This window comes from Streptomyces sp. NPDC046821, from assembly GCF_040645335.1.
Lineage (GTDB): Bacteria > Actinomycetota > Actinomycetes > Streptomycetales > Streptomycetaceae > Streptomyces.
In genome coordinates this window covers 1-25,155 of sequence record NZ_JBEYYB010000019.1, presented here as the reverse complement: position 1 = coordinate 25,155, position 25,155 = coordinate 1, and the positions used below count along the sequence as shown (strand labels likewise).

Here is a 25,155-nt window from a genome sequence, read left to right as displayed (position 1 = left end):
TCACCCCAACACCGCCGCCACCACCACAAGCCCCGGCACCGAAGCCAGTGTCGACAGCAGGATCGACTCTCTCGCCAGTTTTTCCGCGACGCCGTAGCGGGAGGCGTAGGTGAAGAGGTTCTGGGCTGCCGGGAGGGCTGAGGTCACCACTACGTCCAGGAGTGGGGCGCCGTGCAGGCCGAAGGCTCCTGATGCCAGGGCCCAGGCCACCGTCGGCTGGCCCGCCGACTTGAGGGCCACCGAGAGCAGTACCGGCGCCCGGTCGCTGCCGCGCCCGCCCGGCAGCGAACTCCCGCACAGCGAGATCCCGTACGCGAGCAGCACCACCGGTACGGACATCTTGCCGATGAGGTCGACCGGGTTGAAGACCGGGCCCGGCAGCGTCCACCCCGTCGCCGCCACCGTGACACCCGCCAGCGCGCCGACCGCGATCGGGTTGCGCAGCGGCGTGACCAGGCGCCGCCACAGCGACTGCTTCTCCGCGGCCTCCGCCAGATCGAGCACCGTCAGCGCGATCGGCGTCACCACGATCTGCTGGAACAGCAGCACGGGCGCGACCAGCGAGGCGTCGCCGAGGACGTACACGGCGATGGGGATGCCGAGGTTCCCCGAGTTGACGTAGCTGGAGCACAGGGCCCCGATCGTCGTACGGCTCACGCCCCAGCGGCGGGCGACACCGACCGCGATGAACACCCCGGCCGCGGCCGCCGTGCTGAGCGCCGTGACCAGGAGTCGCGGCGAGAGGATCACCGACAGGTCGGCCTTCGCGAGCGTCGTGAACAGGAGCGCCGGGGTGGCGACATGGAAGGCGAGCTTGGTGAGGACCTCGCGCCCGTTCTCCCCGAGGTAACCGCGCCGCCCGATCACATAGCCGACGGCGATGACCACCGCGATGACGGCGAAGCCGTTCAGCACGCCTGCCACGGTGCCCCCTGACTGTCTCGCGCGGACGGTCTGGAGGGCAGGCGATCAAGGTGCATTTCCCAAGCGTCGGAGGGCGTCCGACGCCGGGTCAACGTGATGCGTGTGACACCGGGCGACACCGGAGATATCGGCGATACCTGGGCAGCGTGATGCACGGCACCCTGCGCCGAGCCGGATCCGTGCCGGTTCGCCGATGAGTTCGGGGGTCCTCGCCGGTCTCCCTTGCGTGGCTGCTTACCGACCTCCCGACCTCGCTGTCGCCGGTGCCCTGTGCCGTGACGACGTGCCCCGCCTGTGCGACCAGGTGAGCACGGCGTGCGCCCGCGCCCCCGGCCGCCAGATCGTCCTCGACGTCACCGCGGTGACCTCGGCCGACCTCGCCACCGTGGACGCCATCGCGCGGATGCAGCTCGCCGCCCGCAGAGCCGGGACCGGACTGCGCCTGCGCGATCCGTCCCCGGCCCTGCGGGCACTCCTCGAACTGGTCGGCCTGACCGCCCTCGGCGGACTAGCCGTCGAGGTGCATCGGCAGACCGAACAGCGGGAAGTAGCGCGGGACGTCCAGGAAGCAGTGGAGTCCGGTGATCCGGCCCTCTGAGATCTCCAGGACCTGAACGGCCCACGGCGAGAACCCGCCGTTCTCCGGGTCGGGCTTGTAGTGGGCGAACGCGGGCGAGCCGTTCGCCTCGACGGCCACCAGGCGGCTGCCCGCGCACGAGGCGCCGATCGTCGTCATGAAGCCCGTGATGTCCGGCGTGCCCAGCAGCCACAGGTCGAACGGCGGCATCGTCATGATGGCGTCCTCGGCGAGCAGCGCCGTGAGGGCCTTCATGTCGTAGCCCTCGAACGCGGCGACGTACCGCTCCAGGAGCGCCTGGTGCTCCTCGTCCAGCTCGCCGTCCGCGCTCTTCTTCTCGGCGGGCGCCTCGGCGAGCGTCGCGCGGGCCCGCTGGAGCGCGCTGTTCACCGACGCCACCGACGTGTCGAGGAGCTCCGCGACCTCGTTCGCCTTCCAGGCGAGGACCTCGCGCAGGATGAGGACGGCCCGCTGCTTGGCCGGCAGGTTCTGCAGGGCGGCGACGAAGGCGAGGCGCACCGACTCGCGGGCCACCGCGGCCTCCGCCGGGTCGTGCACGGTCGGCAGGACGCGCGCGTCCGGCATGGGCTCCAGCCACACGTTGTCCGGGCGGGGAGTGAGGGCGGCCTGCGCGAGCGGCGCCGCCGCGGTCAGGTCCATCGGGCGGGCCCGCTTGTTGCCCGCGTTCAGCATGTCGAGGCAGACGTTCGTCGCGATGCGGTACAGCCACGAGCGCAGGCTGGAGCGGCCCTCGAACTTGTCGAAGCTGCGCCAGGCGCGGACCATCGTGTCCTGCACCGCGTCCTCGGCCTCGAACGCCGACCCCAGCATCCGGTAGCAGTACCCGGTCAGCTCGACCCGGTACTCCTCGAGACGGACGTCCAGCTCCGTGGTCGTCCCCGCCATGTCACTCATCTCCACACCCCGCCCTGCGGCTTCCGCGAAGCCCCAGCAAGTCCCAGCAAGCTCTGGCAAGTTCCAGCACATCGGAAGCTACCGCAGCCCACTGACAACGGCCCCCGGACCGGCGAAATACGCCGGTCCGGGGGCCGTCGGCCATCAGAATGCGCCCCGTACAGGATGTGACCCGCACAGGATGTGACCCGCACAGGATGTGACCCGCACAGGATGTGCCCCGCGCAGGACGTGCCCCGCACAGGATGTGACCCGTACGAGCGTCAGTGCGCCGTCGCGAGCGGTGCCCGCTGCGACACCCGCGCCGCGTGCGAACCCCACAGGGTCACCGACACGACACCGAGCACCGCCACCAGGCCGAGCGTCACCGTGCCCTCCCAGCCGCCGGCGTGGAAGGCCATCGCGCCGAGCGTGCCGCCGACGCTGGAGCCGATGTAGTACATGGACTGGTAGAGCGCGGAAGCCTGCGCCCGCCCGTGCGTCGCCGTGTGGCTGACCGAGGACGACGCCACCGCGTGCCCCGCGAAGAACCCGGCCGTGATCAGGACGAGGCCGAGCAGGACGAGGACGATCGACTCGCCGAGCGAGAGCAGCAGGCCGGACGTCGTCGTGCCGACCGCCAGGTACAGCGCGCCGCGCCGCCCGAGGCGCGCGACGAGCTTGCCGGCGGCGGCTGAGGAGACCGTACCCACCAGGTACACCAGGAAGATCGAGCCGATGAGGCCCTGCGGGAGCGAGAACGGCGCGGCCGTGAGGCGGTAGCCGATCACCGTGTAGACGGCGCCGAAGACCGTCATGAAGAGGGCGCCGATCACGTACAGCCGGACCAGGAGCGGGTTCGCGAGGTGGCCGCGGACCGTGCGGGCCAGGACCCGGGGCCGCAGCGAGCCCGGCGTGAAGTGCCGGGGCGCGGGCAGCAGCAGGCGGAACGCGACCGCGCACGCCACGGCGATCACACCGACCGTGCCGAGCGCCGCGCGCCAGCCGAATTCCTGCGCGACCCAGCCGGTGATGACCCGGCCGCTCATGCCGCCGATGGAGTTGCCCGCCACGAAGAGACCGATCGCGGCGATCAGCGCCTTGGGCCGCACCTCCTCCGCGAGATACGCCATCGCGGAGGCCGGGAGCCCGGCGAGCGCCGCGCCCTGGAGCGCCCGCAGCGCGATCAGCACGCCGAGCGAGGGAGCGAAGGGCACGAGCAGTCCGACCAGGACCGCCACCGACAGGGACGCCGTCATCACCGTGCGCCGCCCGAACCGCTCGGACAGGGCGCTCATCGGCAGTACGCACAGGGCGAGCGCGCCGGTCGCGCCCGACACGGTCCAGCTCGCGGCGCTCGCGTTGACGCCGAGGTCCGACGAGATGAGCGGGAGCAGGGCCTGGGTGGAGTACAGCAGGGCGAAGGTCGCGACACCTGCCAGGAAGAGGGCGAAGGCCATCCGGCGGTAACCGGGTCCGCCCGGGGCGAGTCGGGTGTCGGTGGCTTCGGGGGATGACGGCGTACGGGCGGCGACCGCGTGGGTGGCGGCCGCCCCGCTACTGGCAGGAGGCATGGCACGAACGTAGGAGGTCGGAGGTTCATGCGTCCAATGCATGAAAACGCCATAATCGTTCCCATGGTGCATCAGCAGAGTTCAGGGCCTCGCCTGTCACCGTCCAGTGACATGGAAGACATCGTGACGACTCTTGCGCCCCGCCTGGCGTACTTCGCCGCGGTCGCCCGCACGGAACACGTCACGCGGGCCGCGCAGGAACTCCAGATCCCGCAGTCGACGCTCTCTCGCGCGCTCGTCCGCCTTGAGACGGACCTGGGCGTGGACCTCTTCGCGCGCCACGGCCGCACGGTCTCGCTCACCCCGGCGGGCCGTACGTTCCTCGCCTCCGTCGACCGCGCGCTCGGCGAGGTCGGCCGCGCCGCCGACTCGGTACGGGCCGACGCCGACCCCGCGTCGGGCAAGGTCGCCTTCGGCTTCCTGCACACGATGGGCTCCGAGACCGTCCCCGGCCTGATCCGCGCCTTCCGCGCCGACCACCCGCGGATCCGCTTCAGCCTCGTCCAGAACTACGGCGAGGCGATGCTGGAGCGGCTGCGCGCCGGCGAGCTCGACCTCTGCCTCACCTCACCCGTCCCCGACGCGCCCGACCTCGTCGCCCGCCGCCTCGACGAACAGCGCCTGCGGCTCGTCGTGCCCGACGACCACCGCCTCGCGGGCCGCAAGCGCGTACGCCTCGCGGAGGCCGCCGACGAGGCCTTCGTGACCCTGGAGCCGGGGTACGGCCTGCGCCGCATCACGGACGACCTCTGCCAGGAGGCCGGCTTCAAACCGCGCGTGGCGTTCGAGGGCGAGGAGGCGGAGACCCTGCGCGGCCTCGTCGCCGCGGGCCTCGGCGTGGCGCTCCTGCCGCCACCCGCCGTACCGCGCCCGGGAGTTGTGGAACTCACGGTCACCGGCCAGCGCGCCGTCCGCGAGATCGGCGTGGCCTGGCTCGACGGCCACCCGGACACCCCACCGGTCGCGGAGTTCAAGAAGTTCCTGCTGTCGAGGCGGGGGCGGCTGCTGTCCGAGTGACGGGATGGCCCCTTCTTGTCCGAGTGGCGGGACGACCCCTTACTTATCCGAGTGACGGGATGCCCCCGCTCCATCGGTGCTGCCCGGAACGACCCCGCCTTATCGGCGCTGCCCGAACCCCGAAGCCAGCGGCATCCGCAGCCCCAGCGGCGGCGGCGCCGCGAGCGCGTCCTGGAGGGGGCGGGAGTACGGGCGGCCGAAGAGCGAGCCCAGGACGAAGTCATGGGCCAGCGCCAGGACTTCGGCCCGGTGCTGGCGCAGCCCGTGCCCGTCGGAGTGCACCTCGAACCGGCAGATGGCGTGGTTGGCCTTCTTCGCGCGGGCGGCAAGCCGGAACGACAACTCGGGATCCGTACGCCGGTCGTTCGTGCCGTGCACCACGAGGACCCGGCGGCCCGCGAGCTGCTTCACCGGTTCCGGCGGCGCGGCCACATCCTCCTCCGGCAGCCAAGGGGCCAGCGCCAGAACGGAGTTGACCGCCCTGTGCCCGCCCGCGCGCAGCGCCGCCCGGCCGCCCATGTCGACGCCGGCGAGACACACGGGCACGTCTCCGTAGCGCCGTACCACCTCGTCCGCGGCCCATTCGGCGTCGCGCGCGAGCTGTGCCTGCGCGCCGTTCCAGCCGCGGTAGCGGTAGTGCACGACATGCGTCGCGAGCCCGTCACGCCTTCCTTCGCGCGCGAGGGTGCGGCTCAGCGTGCGTACGGCCGCCGCCGCCAGGGGTGACGGCCCCCGCGCGGAGGACTCCTCGCCCGGCGGAAGCAGCAGGACCACGCCGCTCACCGCCTGCGGAACGGGCCCGACCGTCTTCCCGAGCCGGGCCTCGCGGACCGTCGTCGCTTCCTCTGCCATGGCAGAACAGTGTCAGAAGGCCCGGTGTACGCCACCCGTCCTCGGGATCACTGTTACGTATCGACGGGTCGCCGACAGGTGGAATCTACGCGCGTAGGCAGTAGAGTGCGGAAATGACGAGCCAGATCAGCGGAAACTCGCAGATTCCGACCTCCGTGCAGATCGTTCGCGCCCCCAAGGTGCTGCTGCACGACCACCTCGACGGCGGACTCCGCCCCGGAACCATCGTCGAACTCGCCCGGGAACAGGGCTACGACAGCCTCCCCGAGACCGATCCCGACAAGCTCGGCATCTGGTTCCGCGAGGCCGCCGACTCCGGCTCCCTCGAGCGCTACCTGGAGACCTTCGCGCACACCTGCGCCGTCATGCAGACCCGCGAGGCGCTGTTCCGGGTCGCCGCCGAGTGCGCCGAGGACCTCGCCGAGGACGGTGTCGTGTACGCCGAGATCCGCTACGCCCCCGAGCAGCACCTGGAGCAGGGCCTCACCCTCGAAGAGGTCGTCGAGGCGGTCAACGAGGGCTTCCGCGAGGGCGAGCGGCGCGCCAGAGCGAACGGCCACCGCATCCGCGTCGGCGCCCTGCTCACCGCGATGCGGCACGCGGCCCGCGCCCTGGAGATCGCCGAACTCGCCAACGGCTACCGCGACTCGGGCGTCGTCGGCTTCGACATCGCGGGCGCCGAGGCGGGTTACCCGCCCACCCGCCACCTCGACGCCTTCGAGTACCTCAAGCGGGAGAACAACCACTTCACGATCCACGCGGGCGAGGCCTTCGGCCTGCCCTCCATCTGGCAGGCCCTCCAGTGGTGCGGCGCCGACCGGCTCGGCCACGGCGTGCGGATCATCGACGACATCACGGTCGCCGAGGACGGCACCGTCACACTCGGCCGCCTCGCCTCCTACGTACGCGACAAGCGCATCCCCCTGGAGATGTGCCCCAGCTCCAACCTGCAGACCGGCGCCGCCGACTCCTACGCGGCCCACCCCATCGGCCTGCTCCGCAAGCTGCACTTCCGTACGACGGTGAACACCGACAACCGCCTCATGTCCGGCACCAGCATGAGCCGCGAATTCGAGCACCTGGTCGAGGCTTTCGGCTACACGCTCGACGACATGCAGTGGTTCACTGTCAATGCGATGAAATCAGCATTCATTCCTTTCGATGAACGACTGGCCATGATCAATGACGTCGTCAAGCCGGGGTATGCCGAGTTGAAATCCGAATGGCTGTTCACGCAAACCGCTTCCACCAGCGGTTCTTCCGTGAAGTAGCGTCTCTTTGTGCGAATTCGGCGTGGCTGGGAGTGTGAACTCCCGGCCACGCTTTCGCGTATTTCGCTGGTTGCGACGGGCGCGCGCCGGTGTTTACGGTCGTGAACCGCTCAAACCCCCGTTCACGAGGACTCATTTCACAATGAAGCAGTCTGCTGCCAAGACCCTCGGTGTCGCCGCTCTCGGTGCCGCCTTCGCCGCCGCGGGTGCCGGTGCCGCGTCCGCCGCCCCCGCGCTCCCCGACGCGGGCTCCGCCCTGAACACCGTGACCAGCACGCTCCCCGCCGAGCAGGTCTCGCAGGTGCTGCCCGCCGGCACCACCGACTCCCTCGCCGCCGGCCAGCACGCCGTCGCCGGTGGCCTGAACGCCGCCGCGCCCGCCGCCGAGAAGGTCCTCCCGACCGACGGCAACAACCCGGTCGGCGGCCTCCTGGGCGGCCTGCCCGTCAAGCAGCTGCCGGCCGCCGGCGCGCTGCCCGTCGGCGGCTGACCCGACCGGCACCCGCAGAACACGTAGGAGGGGCGCATCCGCTGGCGCGGGTGCGCCCCTCCTTGTCGTCACCAGGCCTGGCGGGTCTTGTCCTCGCCGGGCAGCAGGATCCACAGCGCGATGTACAGCAGGAACTGCGGCCCCGGCAGCAGACACGAGAGCACGAAGATCACGCGCATCGTGGTCGCGGAGGTGCCGAAGCGCCTTGCCAGGCCTGCGCACACTCCGCCGATCATCCGTCCGTTCGTGGGGCGGGCAAGGGCGGTCATAGAGGGCTCCTTCGCGAAGCGTAGTGGTGGGGCGCCCTCCGTCGGGGCGTCCTCCATGACCTCAAAGCTACGGACGGGAAGCGGCTCGGGCGTCAGCTCACGGGGCGACGCCGACCCTGGAAATCGTCGGGGTCCGCCCCTGAGACGGCTCCTCCCTGCGAAGGCCCGCGCCCTCGGTCCTACGGCGGATGCTGCCCCTGAGAGCGGGGACCACGGCCGCGTGCGCGAGCGCCACGCCGAGCGTGTTCAGGAACAGCGAGTCGATGTCCACGACCTGCCCCGGCACGCCCGTCTGCACCAGCTCGATCCCGATCGAGATCATCGCCCCCGCAGCGACGGTTCGCACCAGTGAACCCAGCGGCGATGCGTCGAGCCGCCCTCCGGCGATCGGCAGCAGCACCCCGAGCGGGGCGAGCAGCAGCACTTCCTTGCCGATGCGTTCGGCCGCCTCCCACGCGCCCAGCGCGAGATCCGCCCTGATCCCGGCGAACGGACGTAGGTTCGCCGCGCTGACCCACGGGACGTCCAGTGGTCGCAGCGTGACCCAGCAGACGAGAAGCAGATGCGCGGCGAGCAGGAGTACCCCTGCCCTACGGAAGCGGATGGCGGTGTGATGACCGCCCGAGCGATGGCGCTGCACGCCCCCCAAGACGCGCGGTCCGGCAGGATCGGTTCCGCCGGATCCGCACGGACCACCCAGCCGGCCGACCCGCCGACCTCGCGCCCGAGGGGCCGGCGCGTCAGCGGACCGGGCTCGCCCTGAGGGCCAGCGTGTCAGCCGCCCGGGCTCACCCGAGGGGGCAGTGCGTCAGCCGACCGTCTCCGCCGGCGCCGGCATCAGCCCCGGCCGCGTCCGCATCTCCGGCGAGCACTTGTACGCCCGCAGCGGATCGCCGCCCGGCCCGCCCAGTACGACCTTGTCGTCCTTGGCCGAGGCCCCGCTGTTCGCATACGTACACACGATCTGGGCCAGCGCGTACGGGGAGAGGTCGTCCGGCAGGACGTTCAGGCGGAGCGCGTTGTCAGGGTCGCCCGCGGCCGGGCCCGAGACGGTCGTGCCGCGCCGGACGTCCGTCGTGTAGCCCGCCTGCCGCTCGTCACCGCCCGGCGTCTGCTCCAGCTCGTCGAGCAGCGCCTGCGCGAGCCGCACCCGGTCCGGAGTGCCCTGCCCCTTCGGCAGCGACACCGCCCGGTCGACGCTGACCAGCTGCGACGTACAGACCAGATACACCTGGACGGAGAACTCCCCGCCCGACCGCGAGCCCAGGTCCGGCCCCGACAGAGCACACGGCACCCGGGACGGAGCCGCCCCGAAGTCCGTCGGCACCTCCGTCGGCCGGATCCCGCACCCGGCGAGCAGCGCGGCAAGCACGGCCACCCCGAGCACCCCGCGACGCCGTCGTGTCCTGCGTACGGTCATCGCGTACTGCCCTTCTCACCTGATTCGTCACCCTCGGCCCCCGGACGTCCCCCGCCGGTCTCCTCGTCGGGCGGCAGCGTCAGCGGTGACGCGTCGAGCGGCAGCCGGAACGTGAACACCGCGCCGCCCTCGGACGAGTTGGCGGCCATGATCTCGCCGCCGTGGATGTGCGCGTTCTCCAGGGCGATCGAGAGCCCGAGCCCGCTGCCCTCCGACCGCGGCCGGGACGCGCTCGCCTTGTAGAACCGGTCGAAGACATGCGGGAGCACGTCCTCGGGGATGCCGGGACCGTGGTCGCGCACCCTGATGACCAGCGCCGATTCCTCCATGCGCACGGACACCCGCACCGGCGAGCCGCCGTGCTTGAGCGCGTTCCCGATCAGGTTCGCCATGATCACGTCGAGGCGGCGCGGGTCGATCCGCGCCATGATGCCGCGCTCCGCGTCCAGCTCCACCGCGTCGAGCCAGGCGCGCGCGTCGATGCAGGCCGTGATCTGGTCGGCGATGTCGACGTGGTCGAGGACGAGCCGGGCGGTGCCCGCGTCGAAGCGGGTGACCTCCATGAGGTTCTCCACCAGGTCGTTCAGTCGCCGGGTCTCGCTCACCACGAGCCGTACCGCCGGCTCGATCATGGGGTCGACGGAACCGGTCTCCGCGTCGAGCTCCTCCTCCAGGACCTCGGTCACCGCGGTGATCGCCGTCAGCGGCGTACGCAGCTCGTGCGACATGTCGGCGACGAAGCGCCGCGACGCCTCCTCGCGCGCGCTCATGTCCGCGACCTTCTTCTCCAGACTCTCCGCCGCGCTGTTGAACGTCCGTGAGAGATCGGCGAGTTCGTCCGTACCGGAGACCCGAAGGCGCGTGTCCAGCTTCCCCTCGCCGAGGCGCCGGGCCGCGATCCCGAGCCGGTGCACCGGCCGCAGCACCGTCGTCGCGGCGGCCTGCGCGAGCAGCGCCGAACCGATCAGCGCGAGCCCTGTGGCGATCCCGAGCGACCAGGCGAGCGAGTTGAGATCCTTCGCCTCCGGCTCAAGGGACTTGAGCATGTAGCCCGTCGGCCCCCCGTCGATCACCCGCGCACCACCGACCAGATACGGGGTGTCATGGATCGTGATCCGCTGCCAGTACAGGTGGTACGGGTGCTTGTTGCCGTCCTTGAGGGGCTGCTCGCGATTCACCGCGGCCTGCAGCGACTTCGGCACCTCGGCCAGCGTGATCGCGTCCAGATCGGAGTTGCCCGCGATCCGCCGCCCGCCCGCGCTCTCGGCGTCCTCGCTGATGAGCAGCACGCTGTAGTGCTGACTGCTGCTCGCCATCAGGTTCGCCGCGTGCTGCAGTTCACCCTGCGTCGGCTTCTGCGGCAGCGCCGCCGCGCGGTTCTGCATCTCCTGCTGGAAGTCACTGAGCGCCGCGTCCTGCGCCCGCGTCAGCACGGCCTCACGGTTCAGCCAGTACGCGATCCCCGACGCCGACACCGCCGCCGTCAGCGCCACCAGGGCGAACACGACGACGAGCCGCAGCCGCAGGCTCGTGAAACGGAGGCCGGAGAGTATCGCCTTGCGTGCGGCGGCCCAGCCCCGCGGTGTGCCCTGCGCTTCGCTCACTGAGGCGTGTCCAGCCGGTAACCCACCCCGCGCACCGTGCGGATCAGCGTCGGCGACGACGGCACGTCCTCGACCTTCGCCCGCAGCCGCTGCACACACGCGTCGACGAGCCGCGAGTCACCCAGGTAGTCGTGCTCCCACACCAGACGCAGCAGCTGCTGCCGGGACAGCGCCTGCCCCGGCCGGCGGCTCAGCTCGAGCAGCAACCGCAGCTCCGTGGGCGTCAGTTGGAGGTCCTCGCCGTTCTTCGTGACCGTCATCGCGGCCCGGTCGATGACGAGGCTGCCGAACGACGCCGCGTCGTTCGCCTCGCGCTCGCCCCGGCGCAGCACCGCGCGGATCCGGGCGTCGAGCACCCGGCCCTGCACCGGCTTGACCACGTAGTCGTCGGCACCGGACTCCAGGCCGACCACCACGTCGATGTCGTCACTGCGTGCGGTCAGCAGGATGATCGGCAACTGGTCCGTGCGCCGGATGCGCCGGCACACCTCGAACCCGTCGATGCCGGGCAGCATCACGTCGAGGACGACCAGATCGGGCCGCTGCTCGCGCAGCAGCTTCAGACCGTCCTCGCCGGTGGCAGCCGTGGCAACCCGATGGCCCTGGCGCGTCAGGGACAGCTCCAGGGCCGTCCGGATGGCGTCGTCGTCCTCGATCAGCAACAGGGAAGGCACGGGGTCATTCTGTCCCATGGCAAGCCAGGAGTTCGACTGTTGGAGCGGTCTCGGCCCGCGACGCCGGGGCAGGCGGCTTTTTCATGCACCCGGCGCGCACACCTCCGGCGCCTGTGACAGGTCTGTGACAGTCGACGGACACCGTCATGAAGTGACCCCGGCAAGCTTTTGGGCATCGCAAGGACGAGAGTCCCTGCGGACCACGGGAAACCGAGACTCCACGACGGGGGGCGCGAGATGAAACCGCTGCACAGCACCACCACTGGCGCAGTTGTCACGCGTCTGCATGACGCTCTCGTGCGGGGTCCCGGTTCCGGGAAGCACGAAGTGTCCGGTGCCGTGAGCGGGCGGGGGTGCGCTCGCGGCACCGGGCGTCAGCACACCACGTACATGTCGGTGGTTGACGCGAAGCCGGCGCAGGCCGGCGGGGGAAGCGCGTACGGGGAGGAGTCGGGGGAGCGGAAGTCCCTGACGGAGCGCGCGGACGCCGAAGCGGCGTTCACCGCCTACGTCCAGGAGCGCCGCGCCTCTCTCTACGCGACCGCCTACCACCTGACCGGTGACCGGTTCGAGGCCGAGGACCTGCTCCAGAGCGCCCTCTTCTCGACGTACCGGGCCTGGGACAGGATCAGCGACAAGGCGGCGGTCGGGGGCTACCTCCGCCGCACCATGACCAATCTGCACATCAGCGCGTGGCGCCGCCGCAAGCTGAACGAGTACCCGACCGAGGAGCTGCCGGAGACGGCGGGCGACACGGACGCGATGCGCGGCACGGAGCTGCGGGCGGTTCTCTGGCAGGCTCTGGCCCGCCTTCCCGAACTGCAGCGCACGATGCTCGTCCTGCGCTACTACGAGGGCCGTACGGACCCCGAGATCGCGGACATCCTCGACATCAGCGTCGGCACGGTGAAGTCCAGCATCTGGCGCTCGCTGCGCCGGCTGCGCGAGGACGAGTCGCTCAGCCTCGGCAGCGACCTGGAAGAGTCCTTCGGCGAGCTGGTGGCCTGAGGCAGGGGGAGGGACGCGGCCGTCGCTCCGGGGGGACGCGACGGCCGTACGGGGGAAGCGGTACCCGCGGGGATCACGGGGGATCTTCGCGGGAAATACGGGGGGCTACGGGGGACTACGGGGAAACACGGGGGAATCGAAGCGGGACCGGAGGGCCGGGGGGCCTTTCGGTCCCGTTCTCGTTTCCCGTGCTTTATCGGGGCCGGGTCTACGGAGTGTGGGCGCGGGCCTTCACGCAGCGGCCCGCGGCGGCTGCGGCGACCCGGCCCAGGGCCTCTTCCTTGCCGCACGCGTGCGCGCCGAGCGCCGTCTGACGTGCCACGATCGCCCGCTCCGCGCGCATCAGGCGCCAGCCTCGGCGCAGCAGGAACGGCACCGACTTACGGCCCTCCCGCAGGTCGCGCAGCAGACGACGGCGGAACGTCGTCGACGGGCGGCCGCGCAGGCACAGCGCGTCGGCGAGCAGTCCGAGCTCCCGGCAGCGCTCCACGATGTCCGCCGCGAAGATGCCCTCCGCGATGAACAGCGGCGTGCGCTCGATGTCGAGCTGCCCCTCGCCCGTCCGGGAGCTCGTCGCGATGTCGTACACCGGGACGCGCGTGCGGCCCGTGCGGCACAGCTCCACGATCGCGGCCACGGCCGTCTCCATGTCCCAGGACAACGGTGAGTCCCAGTCGATGTCCGAGCTGCCCGGCACCTGCGGCAGCGTCGGGTCGCCGGCCTCCTTGTAGAAGTCGTCCAGGCACAGCACGGGGAGCCCTGAGCGGGCGGCGAACGACGACTTGCCCGAGCCGGACGGTCCCGCCAGCAGGACGACCCGGGTCGGTATCGGGAGATGCGAACTCACGAGAGACCAGTGTGCGGCATCCTCCGGCCCACCGGACCCCGCGGGTCGGCCTTTGTGGCACAGCCGACGCTCAACTACTCTGCGTACGCGTACGATTACTCGACCCAGGGCGGCGGGCCGACCGGCCGCCGCCGGTACCGGAATCAGGCGGCACTCGATGGCACGACACACAGCGAAGAAGTCCTCGGCCGGGCGGCGTGCGCTGCTGCGCGCCGGGCTCACCCTCACCGCCGCGGGGGCGGCGCTCGGCGGGGGTGCCGTGACGGCCGGCGCGGCGGAGCCGGCGGCCACGCCTCTGGCGTCGCCGGTGGGGGATCTGGACGCGGCGGCTGCGGGGGGAGCGGTGACCGGGGCTCTGCATGACGCCACGTCTGGTGGGCTCGCGCCGGTGAAGCATCTGAAGCTCAATCCGCTTGCCGGTACGGGAGTTGATCCGCTGGACAATGTCGTCGGGACGCAGGTCGCCGACTTCAAGCCGGTGTCCACCGCTGTTGCCACCGGGCCGTTGTCCAAGGGTGGGGCGCTTGCTGATCTTCCTGTTGTCGGGCAGGTCACTTCTGTGTTGCCCGGGTAGGCGGTCTCGCTCCGGTTTGTGATGTGGCGAAGCCCCGGCTCCTCTGGATGAGGGGGCGGGGCTTCGTTTTGGGTAGGGCGGCGTCAATTAATAGGCGGAGCCCGACGCTCCCAGAGAGCCTGTCGGGTGCCACACCGTTTTGACCTCCAGGAACGACGTGAGTCGGTCTGTTCCGGGGTCCCTCGACCAGTCGCTGTCCACAGCTTGTGGACGGCGTACTCGCTTCAGGTTGTCCGCCGCCGCGATCTCCAGGTCGCGGGCCAGGTCCTTGTCCGCGCCCGTCAGGTCGATCGCGTTCACGTCCTGGTGGGCGGCCAGGGGTGCGGCGATCTCTGCCGTCTTGCCGGTGAGGATGTTGACCACTCCGCCGGGGACGTCTGAGGTGGCCAGGACTTCGCCGAGGGAGAGGGCCGGGAGCGGGGCCTTCTCAGAGGCGATCACCACGGCCGTGTTGCCCGTCGCGATCACCGGGGCGATCACCGAGACCAGGCCGAGGAGGGAGGAGTCCTGTGGAGCCAGCACCGTGACCACGCCCGTCGGCTCCGGTGTGGAGAGGTTGAAGAACGGGCCCGCCACGGGGTTCGCTCCGCCGACCATCTGGGCGATCTTGTCCGTCCAGCCCGCGTACCAGACCCAGCGGTCGATTGCGGCGTCCACGGTTGCTGCCGCCTTGGACTTGGACAGGCCCTCGGCGTCCGCCACCTCGTGGATGAACTGGTCCCTGCGGCCCTCCAGCATTTCCGCCACGCGGTAGAGGACCTGGCCGCGGTTGTACGCCGTCGCGCCCGCCCAGCCGGGGAAGGCCTTGCGTGCCGCGACCACCGCGTCCCGTGCGTCCTTGCGGGACGACTGCGGCGCGTTCGCCAGCCACTTGCCCTTTGCGTCGGTCACCTCGTACACCCGGCCGCTCTCGGAACGCGGGAACTTGCCGCCCACGTACAGCTTGTAGGTCTTGAAGACGCTCAGACGGTTGTGCTCAGACATCGAGGTACGCCTCCAGGCCGTGGCGGCCGCCCTCGCGGCCGAAGCCCGACTCCTTGTAGCCGCCGAACGGCGAGGTCGGGTCGAACTTGTTGAACGTGTTGGCCCAGACGACGCCTGCCCGGAGCTTGTTCGCCACCGCGAGGATGCGGGAGCCCTTCTCCGTCCAGATGCCTGCCGAGAGGCCGTACTGCGTGTTGTTCGCCTTCGCCACGGCCTCTTCCGGAGTGCGGAACGTCAGGACCGAGAGCACCGGGCCGAAGATCTCGTCCCGGGCGATCGTGTGGGCCTGCGTGACGTTCGTGAAGAGCGTCGGGGCGAACCAGTAGCCGGAGGACGGGAGTTCGCACTCGGGGGACCAGCGTTCCGCGCCCTCCGCTTCGCCTGTTTCCGCGAGGGTCTTGATGCGGGCCAGCTGTTCTGCGGAGTTGATTGCGCCGATGTCCGTGTTTTTGTCCAGGGGGTCGCCCAGGCGGAGGGTTGAGAGGCGGCGCTTCAGGCTGTCGAGGAGTTCGTCTTGGATCGACTCTTGGACCAGGAGGCGTGAGCCCGCGCAGCAGACCTGGCCCTGGTTGAAGAAGATGCCTGTGACGATGCCCTCCACCGCCTGGTCGATCGGGGCGTCGTCGAAGACGATGTTCGCGCCCTTGCCGCCCAACTCGAGGGTGAGCTTCTTGTTCGTGCCCGCGACCGTGCGGGCGATCTCCTTGCCCACCGCCGTCGAGCCCGTGAACGCCACCTTGTTCACGTCCGGGTGTGCCGTGAGTGCCGCGCCCGCGTCGCCGTAGCCCGGGAGGATGTTGACTACGCCCTTCGGGAGGCCTGCCTGGCGGCAGATGTCCGCGAAGAAGAGGGCTGAGAGGGGGGTTGTCTCGGCCGGCTTGAGGACCACCGTGTTGCCTGTGGCCAGGGCTGGGGCGATCTTCCAGGCCAGCATCAGGAGCGGGAAGTTCCAGGGGATGACCTGGGCTGCGACTCCGAGTGGGGTCGGGTTCGGGCCGAAGCCTGCGTGGTCGAGCTTGTCCGCCCAGCCCGCGTAGTAGAAGAAGTGCGCCGCCACCAGGGGGAGGTCCGCGTCGCGGGTCTCCTTGATCGGCTTGCCGTTGTCCAGGGTTTCCAGGACCGCGAGTTCGCGGGAGCGTTCCTGGATGATGCGGGCGATGCGGAACAGGTACTTCGCGCGTTCCGTGCCGGGGAGCGCCGACCACTTCTCGAATGCCTTGCGGGCCGCCTTTACCGCTCGGTCCACGTCGGCCTCGCCGGCCTGAGCGATCTCGGACAGGGCCTCCTCCGTGGAGGGGGAGACCGTTTTGAAGACCTTGCCTTCGGCTGCCTCGGTGAACTCGCCGTCGATGAACAGGCCGTACGACGGGGCGATGTCCACGACCGAGCGGGACTCCGGTGCGGGTGCGTACTCAAAGGTCATGGGTCAGTCCACCGTGACGTAGTCGGGGCCGGAGTAGCGGCCGGTGGCCAGCTTCTGGCGCTGCATCAGCAGGTCGTTGAGGAGGCTGGAGGCGCCGAAGCGGAACCAGTTGTTGTCCAGCCAGTCCGGGCCCGCCGTCTCGTTGACGATGACCAGGAACTTGACCGCGTCCTTGGATGTGCGGATGCCGCCTGCGGGCTTCACGCCTACCTGGATGCCCGTCTGGGTGCGGAAGTCCCTTACCGCCTCCAGCATCAGGAGCGTGTTCGCCGGGGTGGCGTTCACGCCTACCTTGCCCGTCGACGTCTTGATGAAGTCCGCGCCCGCGATCATGCCGATCCAGCTCGCGCGCTTGATGTTGTCGTACGTCGAGAGTTCGCCCGTCTCGAAGATGACCTTCAGGCGGGCCGTGCCGCAGGCCTCCTTCACCGCGCGGATCTGCTCGAACACCGTCATGTAGTCGCCGGAGAGGAACGCTCCGCGGTCGATGACCATGTCGATCTCGTCCGCGCCTGCGGCTACCGCCTCGCGTACGTCTCCCAGTTTTACGTCGATGGCTGCGCGGCCGGCGGGGAACGCTGTGGCCACGGAGGCGACCTTCACGTCGGTGCCGGTTACGGCCTGCTTGGCCGTGGCGACCATGTCCGGGTAGACGCAGACGGCCGCTGTGCGGGGGGTGCTGCGGTCGGTCGGGTCGGGGTTGACGGCCTTCGCGCCCAGTGCCCGGACCTTGCCCGGGGTGTCGGCGCCCTCCAGGGTCGTCAGGTCGATCATCGAGATCGCCAGGTCGATGGCGTACGCCTTCGCCGTGGTCTTGATCGAGCGGGTACCGAGTGAGGCGGCGCGCGCCTCCAGGCCGACCGCGTCGACGCCGGGCAGCCCGTGGAGGAAGCGGCGGAGCGTGCTGTCGGACGCGGTCACGTCAGCGAGTGCAGTGGGCATGGTCACGAGGGGAGCATATCTACGCGCGTAGCTGCTTGTACAGGGGCGGGGTGGGGGTGTGGTTTCGATCGGGAGGGTCGTTGGGGGGTCTGCCCAGTGGGCTGTGGGGCCTTGGGTTTTCTCGGGCTGTTTTTGCCGGTGGGGGACGGCGTTCTTTTGGGTGCGGGGCCGCGGGGGCATGTACGTGCTCGCTGTTCTACGGGTTTACGTGGGGTTGGCCTCGGCCTGCGTGTGGTGCTGGTGGCTCCGCGCGCACATGCCCCCACGGCCCCTCCTGTTTCGTACGCGGCTCTCCGCCGGTGGGGTGTGCCCTTGGCCCCTTGGGCCCCTCTTGTACGTGGGTGATCTCCCGTCGGAAATACCTCTCTGCCCCTCCTGGCTGGCTTCAGGCATCATCGGGGTATGAAGACCCCGAACTCCCAGCCCTCCGTCACGCAACCCGTGGTCGCGGAGCGGGCTTACCGTTCGCCCGCCGGTGTCGCGGGCGGTGTCCTGCTCCTCGGGATGGCCGCCTGGCTCGGTTCCGACGCCCTGATCACCGGTGACGGACGAACCCGTTTGCTGGCCGTCGCGGGTTTGTTGTTCATCGTCCCGCTTGTTGTGGCTTTTACTGTGCGGCCTGCCGTGTACGCGAATGAGGACCGGCTGAAGGTGCGCAACCCCTTCCGCATCATCACGCTGCCCTGGGCTGTCGTCGCCGATTTTCGCGCTGCCTATTCGAGTGAGGTCTTCACCGAAGGCGGGGACAAGTACCAGCTCTGGGCCATTCCCGTTTCCATTCGGGACCGGAAGAAGGCCAACCGGCGCCCCTCCGGGAGGAAGGGCGGCGGCATTTTCGGGGCGCAGGCCGCCGATTCGGGCGTGCCGCGGAAGGCCGCGGGAGATCGGTCCATGGATGAGCTTCGCGAGCTCGCCAAGGAATACGCCGACCGGCCCTCCGCGAAGGGAGAGCCGGCCGTCCGCTGGGCCTACGAGATCATCGCCCCGACGGTTGTGGGTGCGGTGATGCTGGGTGTGTTGTTCGGCCTCGGGTGAGGGGCCCGCTTGGGCTGACTCAGCTGATTTAGATGCCGGCCGCGGTCGAGAGGTCTCTCTTGATCGCGGTCAGTACGTTGGCCGCCCTTGTTTTGGCTGCTGGTAGCGCGTGGCGTTCCGTCACTGGGATGACCACCTCCAAGTAGCACTTGAGCTTGGGCTCTGTGCCGCTCGGGCGGACGATTACCCGGGCCTTGTACTCGCCTTCCAGTGTGTAGCGCAGGCCGTCCGTGGGCGGCAGTGATGCTGTGCCCTGGGTCAGGTCTTCTGCCTGTGTGACCTTGAGGCCCGCCAGTTGCGTGGGGGGTGTCTCGCGTAGCTTGCGCATTGCCGTCGCGATGATCGTCAGGTCTTCTACCCGGACTGACAGTTGGTCTGTGGCGTGCAGGCCGTGGGTCAGTGCCAGGTCGTCCAGGGCGTCAAGGAGCGTGCGGCCTTGTTCCTTGAGTGTGGAGGCGAGTTCTGTGATCAGTAGTGCGGCTGTGATGCCGTCCTTGTCGCGTACGCCTTCTGGGTCCACGCAGTAGCCGAGTGCCTCCTCGTAGCCGTAGCGCAGGCCCTCTACTCGGGCGATCCACTTGAAGCCCGTCAGCGTTTCCTCGTACGGCAGGTTTGCCTTTTCGGCGATTCGGCCCAGGAGCGAGGACGACACGATTGACTCTGCGAATACGCCCTTGGCGCCCCTGGCTACCAGGTGTGCGGCCAGTAGCGCGCCTACCTCGTCGCCTCGCAGCATTCGCCAGTCGTTGTTCTCTTTGACGGCTACTGCGCAGCGGTCTGCGTCCGGGTCGTTCGCGATGATCAGGTCGGGGGCGGCCTTGCGGGCTGTTGCGAAGGCCAGGTCCATTGCGCCCGGTTCTTCCGGGTTGGGGAACGCGACTGTTGGGAAGTCCGGGTCCGGGTCTGCTTGTTCGGGGACCAGGGTGGGGGGTGGGAAGCCCGCTCTGGCGAATGCGGCCAGGAGCGTTTCCTTTCCTACTCCGTGCATCGCCGTGTAGACCGTGTTCGCCGTGCGGGGGGACGTGGGGGACAGGACCGCGTCCGTGCGGGTCAGGTAGGCGTCGACGATTTTGGTGTCCAGGGTTTCCCAGCCTGCGTCTGGGCGGGGGACGTCGTGCAGGCTTTGGATTGCCTTGATTTCTGCTGCGATCTCTGTGTCTGCGGGGGACACGATCTGCGAGCCGTCGCCCAGGTAGACCTTGTAGCCGTTGTCTCGTGGTGGGTTGTGGCTGGCTGTGACTTCCACGCCTGCTACTGCGCCCAGGTGCCTTATTGCGAATGCCAGGACCGGGGTGGGGAGCGGGTGGGGGAGGAGCGCTGCTCGTAGGCCCGCGCCCGTCATCACTGCTGCGGTGTCCCTGGCGAAGTCTGCCGACTTGTGGCGGGCGTCGTAGCCGATTACCACGAGGGAGTTGGGGGCGTTTTTCTTGGTCAGGTAGGTCGCCAGGCCTGCTGCTGCGCGGATCACTACTGCGCGGTTCATTCGCATGGGGCCCGCGCCCAGTTCGCCGCGCAGCCCGGCCGTGCCGAACTGGAGCGTGCCGGCGAAGCGCTCGGCCAGGGACGTCGTGTCGGCGTTTCCGATCAGGGTCGCGAGTTCTTCGCGGGTCTGCGGGTCCGGGTCCTCGGCCAGCCAGGTCCTGGCCTGTGCGAGCAGTTCGTTTTCCTGCACGGTTTCTCCAGCCTCTTGCGTGTCAGATGCGGCCCAGGACCTGGCCCAGGAGCGCGCCCATGCGCGTCGCCGAGTCGCGGCCCGCCTGGAGTACCTCTTCGTGGTTCAGCGGTTCGCCCGTCATGCCCGCCGCCAGGTTCGTGACCAGGGAGATGCCCAGGACCTCGGCGCCCGCCTCGCGGGCCGCGATGGCCTCCAGGACCGTCGACATGCCGACCAGGTCCGCGCCGATCGTGCGGGCCATGCGGATCTCGGCCGGGGTCTCGTAGTGCGGGCCCGGGAACTGTGCGTAGACGCCCTCTTCGAGCGTCGGGTCGATCTCCTTGCACAGGGCGCGCAGGCGCGGGGAGTAGAGGTCCGTCAGATCGACGAAGTTCGCGCCGACGATCGGGGACGTGGCCGTCAGGTTCAGGTGGTCGCTGATCAGGACCGGCTGGCCGGGGCGCATTCCCTCGCGCAGGCCGCCGCAGCCGTTCGTCAGGACGATCGTCTTGCAGCCGGCGGCGACCGCCGTGCGGACACCGTGTGCCACGGAGGCCACGCCGCGGCCCTCGTAGTAGTGCGTGCGGCCGAGGAAGACGAGCGCCCGCTTGTCGCCGATCTTGTACGAGCGGATCTTGCCGCCGTGGCCCTCTACGGCCGGCGGCGGGAAACCGGGCAGCTCGGTGACGGCGAACTCGGCTTCGGGGGAGCCGAGCGCGTCCACCGCGGGTGCCCAGCCGGAGCCCATCACGAGGGCGACGTCGTGGGTGTCGGCGCCCGTGAGCTCGCGCAGGCGCGAGGCGGCGGCGTCGGCGGTGGCCCGGGGGTCGGTCGGGGCGGCGCCCTGGAGGTTCTCCGGAGTAACAGATGCGTTCACGCGGTCGAGGGTAGCCGGTTTGGGCCTACGCGCGTAGATGGCGGAGTGACGGTGTCGGGATTGTTGTGTTGTTGTTTTCGACGAACCGCGGTGTGTCGGCTCAGCAGGGGCGCTTGCGGAGTTCCATCACGTAGTCGTGCGGGGCGCCCGCCGATTCCGCCGCGTCCGCCAGTTCGCCCAGGTAGCGGGCCGACGGGAAACCGCCCTCGTAACCGTTGAGCACGTACACCCACGCGGACTCCTCGCCCTCCAGGGTGTCCACGCGCACGCGCATCCGCCGGTAGATGTCCAGGCCCACGCCCTCCCAGCGGTCCATGGACTCCTCGTCCATCGGCGCGATGTCGTAGAGCGCGACGAAGACCTGCGAGCGGGGGGCCTCGACGAGGGTCGCGAGCGCGCCCTCCCAGCCCATGTGCTCGCCCCCGAACGTCAGCCGCCAGCCGTTGAGCCAGCCCGTCGCGCGCATCGGCGAGTGCGGTGCGCGGCGCGTCATCAGCCGCGCGTCGAGATTGCCGGCGTAGGCGGTGTAGAGCGACATGGAGTGAGAGTACGACAAGTGTGGCCGGGGTCACTCGCGTAACGGCGACGCCGCTGACGTGGGAAGTGCCCGGACACGGGCCCCCGGGGGCGAAAGCGGCTGAAGCGTGCGGGAGAATGGAGTACGTGACTCGGATCGTGATCATCGGTGGCGGACCAGGCGGATATGAGGCGGCGCTCGTCGCCGCTCAGCTCGGCGCGGAGGTGACCGTCGTCGATGCCGACGGTCTGGGCGGAGCGTCGGTGCTCACCGACTGCGTCCCGTCGAAGACTCTGATCGCGACGGCCGAGGTGATGACCACCTTCGACTCCTCGTACGAGGAGCTGGGGATCATCGTCGCCGACGACACCCCGTACATCGACACTCCCGCGAGGGTCGTCGGGGTGGACCTCGGCAAGGTCAACCGGCGTGTGAAGAGGCTCGCGCTCGCGCAGTCCCACGACATCACCGCCTCCGTCACGCGCGCGGGCGCCCGCGTGATGCGCGGCCGTGGCCGGCTCGACGGTCTGCAGGCCGCCGACGGCTCCCGCAACGTCATCGTGCGCGCGGCCGACGGCAGCGAGGAGACCCTCGTCGCCGACGCCGTCCTCATCGCGACCGGCGGCCACCCTCGCGAGGTCCCCGACGCGCAGCCCGACGGCGAGCGGATCCTGAACTGGACCCAGGTCTACGACCTGGACGAGCTCCCCGAGGAGCTCATCGTGGTCGGTTCCGGTGTCACCGGTGCCGAGTTCGCCGGTGCCTATCAGGCGCTCGGATCGCGCGTGACGCTCGTGTCCAGCCGTGACCGCGTCCTCCCGGGCGAGGACCCCGACGCCGCCGCCGTCCTGGAGGACGTCTTCCGGCGCCGCGGCATGAACGTCATGGCCCGCTCGCGCGCCCAGTCCGCCAAGCGCGTCGGCGACCGCGTCGAGGTCACCCTCGCCGACGGCCGCGTCATCTCCGGCACCCACTGCCTCATGGCCGTCGGCGCCATCCCGAACAGCAGCGGGATGGGCCTGGAGGAGGCCGGCGTCAAGCTCAAGGACTCCGGGCACATCTGGACCGACAAGGTCTCCCGCACCACCGCCCCCGGCGTGTACGCGGCCGGAGACGTCACCGGCGTCTTCGCCCTCGCCTCCGTCGCCGCCATGCAGGGCCGCATCGCCGTCTACCACTTCCTCGGTGACGCCGTGACCCCGCTGAACCTCAAGACGGTCTCCTCGAACGTCTTCACCGACCCCGAGATCGCCACCGTCGGCTACTCGCAGGCCGACGTCGACGCCAAGAAGATCGACGCCCGCGTCGTGAAGCTGCCGCTGCTGCGCAACCCGCGCGCCAAGATGCAGGGCATCCGCGACGGCTTCGTCAAGATCTTCTGCCGGCCCGGCACGGGCATCGTGGTGGGCGGTGTCGTCGTCTCCCCGCGCGCGAGCGAACTGATCCATCCCATCTCCCTCGCGGTCGACAACAATCTGACGGTCGAACAGATCGCGAACGCCTTCACCGTCTACCCGTCACTTTCGGGCTCCATCGCCGAAGTGGCCCGTCAGTTGCACACGCGTAAGACGACGGGTGAAGCCTGACAGTCCGGCAGGTTCTGTCGGCAGCCTTCAACTTCCCGCAGGTCACGGGGTGTTGTCGGGTTCGAGGCGGGTATACGCGTGAGAGTTCGGCGCGTATACCACTTCACGTCGTTCTGTGCGAACAACTTCGGTTATTCGGCGCATAGTGCTGAAAGCAGACGGTCGTTGGGGTTACTGTCAGTTTCGTGTTCGCTGCAGAACGTCGTCAATTGATCCTCGAAATGGTGCGGGCCAATGGAGCGGTATCGCTCCGGGAGCTCGCCCGCGTCGTCCAGACCTCCGAAGTGACCGTACGGCGGGACGTGCGCGCACTGGAGGCAGAAGGACTCCTCGACCGCCGGCATGGCGGTGCGGTATTGCCGGGCGGATTCACGCGGGAGTCCGGCTTTCCGCAGAAATCCCATCTCGCGACCGCGGAGAAGACGGCCATCGCCGATCTCGCCGCCGGCCTCGTCGAAGAAGGCGAAGCCATCGTCGTGGGCGCGGGGACCACCACGCAGGAGCTGGCCCGCCGGCTCGCGCGGGTGCCCGGTCTGACCGTGGTCACCAACTCCCTCCTCGTCGCCCAGGCCCTCGCCCACGCCAACCGGGTCGAGGTCGTCATGACGGGCGGCACCCTGCGCGGTTCCAACTACGCCCTCGTGGGCAGCGGGGCCGAGCAGTCCCTCCAGGGGCTCAGGGTCTCGCGCGCCTTCCTCTCCGGCAGTGGTCTGACCGCCGAACGCGGCCTCTCCACGTCCAACATGCTCTCGGCGTCCGTCGACCGCGCCCTGGTGCAGGCCGCCGCGGAGGTCGTCGTCCTGGCCGACCACTCCAAGCTCGGTACGGACACCATGTTCCAGACCGTGCCGACGGACGTGATCACCCGCCTCGTGACGGACGAACCGCCCACGCACGACGACCGCGCCGCCACCGAACTGCAGGCACTCGCCGACCAGGGGGTGCAGATCGCGATCGCCGGAGGCTCGGGGAGCGGATCGGGGCAGGCGGGGGGAGACTCCGTCCCGGCGCGCCAGACACGCCGGGACGTACCCCTGCCGGGCCAGCGCCGTACCCAGCTGCAAGGCGGCCCCCAGCTCCGCAGCGCCGCCGCCCTCGACCAGGCCCCGCCTGAACGCGCGGCGCGGGTGGCCGACCTGCGGCGGCGCTGAGCGTCAGCTGTCGCCGGACGGAGGCGATACGGGGCTGACCGGGGTCGGTACGCGGGTGCTCCACGGGGGAGCGCTCGGCCCGCGGTGACGGTGGGGTCAGCCCGGCGTGACGGTGAGGTCAGTCCGCGGTGACGGTGGGGTCAGCCCGCCGTGATGCCTCGGAGCGTGAGCCGCAGGAGCCGGTCGGCCAGTTCCGGGTCGTCCGGGGTCTCCTCCGCGGCCAGCGCGATCGCGTTCGTCAGTTGCAGCAGATCGCCGATCGACACGTCCACGCGCACTGCGCCCGCCCGCTGTGCCCTGGACAGCAGGGCCTGTCCCGCCTCGCGCATCGGCGTACTGCACCGCGACAGGGCCGAACTCGTGTCCTGCGACGCCGACATGAGGGCCCGTGACAGTCCGCGGTACTCACCCGCATGAGTGATGATGTCGCGCAGCCATGCCACCAGCGCCGCGCACGGCTGCGGGTCCGCGAGCAGCGCCCGCGAGCGCTCCAGCAGATCGTTCACCGCGTCCTCGAAGACCGCGCTCATCAGCGCGTGCCGGTTCGGGAAGTGCCGGTACAGCGTCCCGATACCCACGCCCGCGCGCCGCGCCACGTCCTCGAGCGACGCTCCCGTGCCGTGCTCCGCGAACGCCGTCCGCGCCTGGGCCAGCAGCCGTTCGTAGTTCCGCCGGGCGTCGGCCCGCATGGGGCGTACGGAAGAGGCCGGGCGGGTCCGGTCCGTCTGGTCCATGCCGGTCGTCATCGGTCCTCCCTGGTCGTCCGCGCGCTCTCAAGGATGCCTGATCGCGGGGCCGTGGTGGCGTGGTCCGGCAAGACGCGAGCGCCCGGCGGACCGTGAGGGTCCACCGGGCGCTCGTGTGGTGCAAGTGCGGGCCGGGATCAGCCCTTGGGTCCGGGCGTCAGTCCTTGATCTCGCAGATGGTGGCGCCGGAGGTGATGGAGGCGCCGATCTCGGCGGCGAGGCCCTTGATGGTGCCGGAGCGGTGG

26 protein-coding genes are annotated in these 25,155 nt (G+C 70.1%); 9 read left to right on the top strand and 17 right to left on the bottom strand.

Annotated features, from left to right (window positions below):
* The gene (locus ABZ893_RS31995) at positions 1 to 924 is read right to left on the bottom strand and encodes an AEC family transporter (RefSeq protein ID WP_361410996.1); all 924 of its coding nucleotides are present in this window, start codon (positions 922 to 924) and stop codon (positions 1 to 3) included.
* A 226-nt stretch (positions 925 to 1,150) separates the two neighbouring features.
* Here ABZ893_RS31995 and ABZ893_RS31990 point away from each other — a divergent pair, with 226 nt between their 5' ends.
* On the top strand, positions 1,151 to 1,522 hold the full coding sequence (locus tag ABZ893_RS31990; RefSeq protein WP_361410994.1) for an STAS domain-containing protein: 372 nt from the start codon (positions 1,151 to 1,153) through the stop codon (positions 1,520 to 1,522).
* On the opposite strand, the gene ABZ893_RS31985 is transcribed toward ABZ893_RS31990, so the two are convergent.
* Together ABZ893_RS31985 and ABZ893_RS31980 are read right to left on the bottom strand one after the other, a co-directional pair.
* Entirely contained in the window at positions 1,433 to 2,416 is a 984-nt protein-coding gene (locus ABZ893_RS31985; RefSeq protein WP_361410991.1) for a sigma-70 family RNA polymerase sigma factor, read from the bottom strand. The genes ABZ893_RS31990 and ABZ893_RS31985 overlap by 90 nt on opposite strands.
* A 263-nt stretch (positions 2,417 to 2,679) precedes the next feature.
* The gene (locus ABZ893_RS31980; RefSeq protein ID WP_361410988.1) at positions 2,680 to 3,969 is read right to left on the bottom strand and encodes an MFS transporter; all 1,290 of its coding nucleotides are present in this window, start codon (positions 3,967 to 3,969) and stop codon (positions 2,680 to 2,682) included.
* Positions 3,970 to 4,032: 63 nt separating this feature from the next.
* On the opposite strand from ABZ893_RS31980, the gene ABZ893_RS31975 reads away from it, so the two are divergent.
* On the top strand, positions 4,033 to 4,986 hold the full coding sequence (locus ABZ893_RS31975) for a LysR family transcriptional regulator (RefSeq protein WP_361410985.1): 954 nt from the start codon (positions 4,033 to 4,035) through the stop codon (positions 4,984 to 4,986).
* Between the two features lie 99 nt (positions 4,987 to 5,085).
* Here the strand turns inward: ABZ893_RS31975 and ABZ893_RS31970 are convergent, their stop codons facing one another.
* Positions 5,086 to 5,838 (bottom strand): prolyl oligopeptidase family serine peptidase, encoded by a 753-nt coding sequence (locus ABZ893_RS31970; RefSeq protein ID WP_361410982.1) that lies wholly within the window; start codon positions 5,836 to 5,838, stop codon positions 5,086 to 5,088.
* Positions 5,839 to 5,951: 113 nt separating this feature from the next.
* Between ABZ893_RS31970 and ABZ893_RS31965 the strand changes: the two genes are divergently transcribed.
* Both ABZ893_RS31965 and ABZ893_RS31960 read left to right on the top strand, forming a co-directional pair.
* Positions 5,952 to 7,109 (top strand): adenosine deaminase, encoded by a 1,158-nt coding sequence (locus ABZ893_RS31965; protein WP_361410979.1) that lies wholly within the window; start codon positions 5,952 to 5,954, stop codon positions 7,107 to 7,109.
* Positions 7,110 to 7,251: 142 nt separating this feature from the next.
* Positions 7,252 to 7,599 (top strand): ATP-binding protein, encoded by a 348-nt coding sequence (locus ABZ893_RS31960; protein ID WP_361410976.1) that lies wholly within the window; start codon positions 7,252 to 7,254, stop codon positions 7,597 to 7,599.
* A 68-nt stretch (positions 7,600 to 7,667) separates the two neighbouring features.
* Here the strand turns inward: ABZ893_RS31960 and ABZ893_RS31955 are convergent, their stop codons facing one another.
* The 5 genes from ABZ893_RS31955 to afsQ1 all read right to left on the bottom strand — a co-directional run bounded on the left by ABZ893_RS31955 (position 7,668) and on the right by afsQ1 (position 11,566).
* A complete protein-coding gene (locus ABZ893_RS31955; RefSeq protein WP_361410972.1) occupies positions 7,668 to 7,868 on the bottom strand; it encodes a PspC domain-containing protein in 201 nt (66 codons plus the stop codon).
* 97 nt (positions 7,869 to 7,965) lie between these two features.
* On the bottom strand, positions 7,966 to 8,508 hold the full coding sequence (locus ABZ893_RS31950) for a VanZ family protein (RefSeq protein ID WP_361410969.1): 543 nt from the start codon (positions 8,506 to 8,508) through the stop codon (positions 7,966 to 7,968).
* 168 nt (positions 8,509 to 8,676) lie between these two features.
* A complete protein-coding gene (locus ABZ893_RS31945) occupies positions 8,677 to 9,288 on the bottom strand; it encodes a hypothetical protein (RefSeq protein WP_361410966.1) in 612 nt (203 codons plus the stop codon).
* Positions 9,285 to 10,892: a HAMP domain-containing sensor histidine kinase gene (locus ABZ893_RS31940; RefSeq protein ID WP_361410964.1), complete on the bottom strand. Its 1,608-nt coding sequence runs from the start codon at positions 10,890 to 10,892 to the stop codon at positions 9,285 to 9,287. The genes ABZ893_RS31945 and ABZ893_RS31940 overlap by 4 nt, the downstream gene beginning before the upstream one ends.
* On the bottom strand, positions 10,889 to 11,566 hold the full coding sequence (gene afsQ1 / locus ABZ893_RS31935) for a two-component system response regulator AfsQ1 (protein ID WP_361410961.1): 678 nt from the start codon (positions 11,564 to 11,566) through the stop codon (positions 10,889 to 10,891). The genes ABZ893_RS31940 and afsQ1 overlap by 4 nt, the downstream gene beginning before the upstream one ends.
* Before the next feature lie 237 nt (positions 11,567 to 11,803).
* On the opposite strand from afsQ1, the gene ABZ893_RS31930 reads away from it, so the two are divergent.
* The gene (locus ABZ893_RS31930; protein ID WP_361410958.1) at positions 11,804 to 12,574 is read left to right on the top strand and encodes a SigE family RNA polymerase sigma factor; all 771 of its coding nucleotides are present in this window, start codon (positions 11,804 to 11,806) and stop codon (positions 12,572 to 12,574) included.
* A 208-nt stretch (positions 12,575 to 12,782) separates the two neighbouring features.
* Here ABZ893_RS31930 and ABZ893_RS31925 read toward each other — a convergent pair whose 3' ends face one another.
* Positions 12,783 to 13,421 carry an ATP-binding protein gene (locus tag ABZ893_RS31925; RefSeq protein WP_361410955.1) on the bottom strand — a complete coding sequence of 213 codons (639 nt, stop codon included), beginning with the start codon at positions 13,419 to 13,421 and terminating at the stop codon, positions 12,783 to 12,785.
* Positions 13,422 to 13,578: 157 nt separating this feature from the next.
* Between ABZ893_RS31925 and ABZ893_RS31920 the strand changes: the two genes are divergently transcribed.
* A complete protein-coding gene (locus tag ABZ893_RS31920) occupies positions 13,579 to 13,995 on the top strand; it encodes a hypothetical protein (protein ID WP_361410952.1) in 417 nt (138 codons plus the stop codon).
* 87 nt (positions 13,996 to 14,082) lie between these two features.
* Here ABZ893_RS31920 and ABZ893_RS31915 read toward each other — a convergent pair whose 3' ends face one another.
* Genes ABZ893_RS31915 through deoC form a run of 3 tightly spaced genes read right to left on the bottom strand, consistent with a single transcriptional unit; the run spans position 14,083 to position 17,344 of the window.
* Positions 14,083 to 14,979 carry an aldehyde dehydrogenase family protein gene (locus tag ABZ893_RS31915; protein ID WP_361410949.1) on the bottom strand — a complete coding sequence of 299 codons (897 nt, stop codon included), beginning with the start codon at positions 14,977 to 14,979 and terminating at the stop codon, positions 14,083 to 14,085.
* A complete protein-coding gene (locus ABZ893_RS31910) occupies positions 14,972 to 16,402 on the bottom strand; it encodes an aldehyde dehydrogenase family protein (protein WP_361410946.1) in 1,431 nt (476 codons plus the stop codon). Before ABZ893_RS31910 ends, ABZ893_RS31915 begins: the two co-directional genes overlap by 8 nt.
* 3 nt (positions 16,403 to 16,405) lie before the next feature.
* On the bottom strand, positions 16,406 to 17,344 hold the full coding sequence (deoC, locus tag ABZ893_RS31905; RefSeq protein ID WP_361411201.1) for a deoxyribose-phosphate aldolase: 939 nt from the start codon (positions 17,342 to 17,344) through the stop codon (positions 16,406 to 16,408).
* A gap of 402 nt (positions 17,345 to 17,746) precedes the next feature.
* Between deoC and ABZ893_RS31900 the strand changes: the two genes are divergently transcribed.
* The gene (locus ABZ893_RS31900; protein WP_361410943.1) at positions 17,747 to 18,379 is read left to right on the top strand and encodes a PH domain-containing protein; all 633 of its coding nucleotides are present in this window, start codon (positions 17,747 to 17,749) and stop codon (positions 18,377 to 18,379) included.
* 28 nt (positions 18,380 to 18,407) lie between these two features.
* Here the strand turns inward: ABZ893_RS31900 and ABZ893_RS31895 are convergent, their stop codons facing one another.
* From ABZ893_RS31895 to ABZ893_RS31885, 3 genes are all read right to left on the bottom strand, one after another.
* Positions 18,408 to 20,051: a phospho-sugar mutase gene (locus ABZ893_RS31895; RefSeq protein ID WP_361410941.1), complete on the bottom strand. Its 1,644-nt coding sequence runs from the start codon at positions 20,049 to 20,051 to the stop codon at positions 18,408 to 18,410.
* 22 nt (positions 20,052 to 20,073) lie between these two features.
* Positions 20,074 to 20,910 carry a purine-nucleoside phosphorylase gene (locus ABZ893_RS31890; protein WP_361410938.1) on the bottom strand — a complete coding sequence of 279 codons (837 nt, stop codon included), beginning with the start codon at positions 20,908 to 20,910 and terminating at the stop codon, positions 20,074 to 20,076.
* A gap of 100 nt (positions 20,911 to 21,010) precedes the next feature.
* On the bottom strand, positions 21,011 to 21,448 hold the full coding sequence (locus tag ABZ893_RS31885; protein WP_361410935.1) for a gamma-glutamylcyclotransferase: 438 nt from the start codon (positions 21,446 to 21,448) through the stop codon (positions 21,011 to 21,013).
* Positions 21,449 to 21,564: 116 nt separating this feature from the next.
* On the opposite strand from ABZ893_RS31885, the gene ABZ893_RS31880 reads away from it, so the two are divergent.
* Both ABZ893_RS31880 and ABZ893_RS31875 read left to right on the top strand, forming a co-directional pair.
* The gene (locus tag ABZ893_RS31880) at positions 21,565 to 23,013 is read left to right on the top strand and encodes an NAD(P)H-quinone dehydrogenase (RefSeq protein WP_361410932.1); all 1,449 of its coding nucleotides are present in this window, start codon (positions 21,565 to 21,567) and stop codon (positions 23,011 to 23,013) included.
* Positions 23,014 to 23,198: 185 nt separating this feature from the next.
* Positions 23,199 to 24,164, top strand: coding sequence for a DeoR/GlpR family DNA-binding transcription regulator (locus ABZ893_RS31875; protein ID WP_361410929.1), 966 nt, complete (start codon positions 23,199 to 23,201; stop codon positions 24,162 to 24,164).
* A 140-nt stretch (positions 24,165 to 24,304) separates the two neighbouring features.
* Here the strand turns inward: ABZ893_RS31875 and ABZ893_RS31870 are convergent, their stop codons facing one another.
* Positions 24,305 to 24,910 (bottom strand): TetR/AcrR family transcriptional regulator, encoded by a 606-nt coding sequence (locus ABZ893_RS31870; RefSeq protein ID WP_361410926.1) that lies wholly within the window; start codon positions 24,908 to 24,910, stop codon positions 24,305 to 24,307.
* Positions 24,911 to 25,155 lie beyond the last annotated feature (245 nt).

Coding starts and splice junctions, on each gene's coding strand:
- ABZ893_RS31985 (WP_361410991.1), bottom strand. CDS start 2,416: ATGAGTGACATGGCGGGGACGACCACGGAGCTGGACGTCCGTCTCGAG.
- ABZ893_RS31980 (WP_361410988.1), bottom strand. CDS start 3,969: ATGCCTCCTGCCAGTAGCGGGGCGGCCGCCACCCACGCGGTCGCCGCC.
- ABZ893_RS31975 (WP_361410985.1), top strand. CDS start 4,033: ATGGTGCATCAGCAGAGTTCAGGGCCTCGCCTGTCACCGTCCAGTGAC.
- ABZ893_RS31970 (WP_361410982.1), bottom strand. CDS start 5,838: ATGGCAGAGGAAGCGACGACGGTCCGCGAGGCCCGGCTCGGGAAGACG.
- ABZ893_RS31965 (WP_361410979.1), top strand. CDS start 5,952: ATGACGAGCCAGATCAGCGGAAACTCGCAGATTCCGACCTCCGTGCAG.
- ABZ893_RS31960 (WP_361410976.1), top strand. CDS start 7,252: ATGAAGCAGTCTGCTGCCAAGACCCTCGGTGTCGCCGCTCTCGGTGCC.
- ABZ893_RS31955 (WP_361410972.1), bottom strand. CDS start 7,868: ATGACCGCCCTTGCCCGCCCCACGAACGGACGGATGATCGGCGGAGTG.
- ABZ893_RS31945 (WP_361410966.1), bottom strand. CDS start 9,288: ATGACCGTACGCAGGACACGACGGCGTCGCGGGGTGCTCGGGGTGGCC.
- ABZ893_RS31930 (WP_361410958.1), top strand. CDS start 11,804: ATGAAACCGCTGCACAGCACCACCACTGGCGCAGTTGTCACGCGTCTG.
- ABZ893_RS31920 (WP_361410952.1), top strand. CDS start 13,579: ATGGCACGACACACAGCGAAGAAGTCCTCGGCCGGGCGGCGTGCGCTG.
- ABZ893_RS31915 (WP_361410949.1), bottom strand. CDS start 14,979: ATGTCTGAGCACAACCGTCTGAGCGTCTTCAAGACCTACAAGCTGTAC.
- ABZ893_RS31910 (WP_361410946.1), bottom strand. CDS start 16,402: ATGACCTTTGAGTACGCACCCGCACCGGAGTCCCGCTCGGTCGTGGAC.
- deoC (WP_361411201.1), bottom strand. CDS start 17,344: ATGCCCACTGCACTCGCTGACGTGACCGCGTCCGACAGCACGCTCCGC.
- ABZ893_RS31900 (WP_361410943.1), top strand. CDS start 17,747: ATGAAGACCCCGAACTCCCAGCCCTCCGTCACGCAACCCGTGGTCGCG.
- ABZ893_RS31885 (WP_361410935.1), bottom strand. CDS start 21,448: ATGTCGCTCTACACCGCCTACGCCGGCAATCTCGACGCGCGGCTGATG.
- ABZ893_RS31880 (WP_361410932.1), top strand. CDS start 21,565: ATGGAGTACGTGACTCGGATCGTGATCATCGGTGGCGGACCAGGCGGA.
- ABZ893_RS31870 (WP_361410926.1), bottom strand. CDS start 24,910: ATGACGACCGGCATGGACCAGACGGACCGGACCCGCCCGGCCTCTTCC.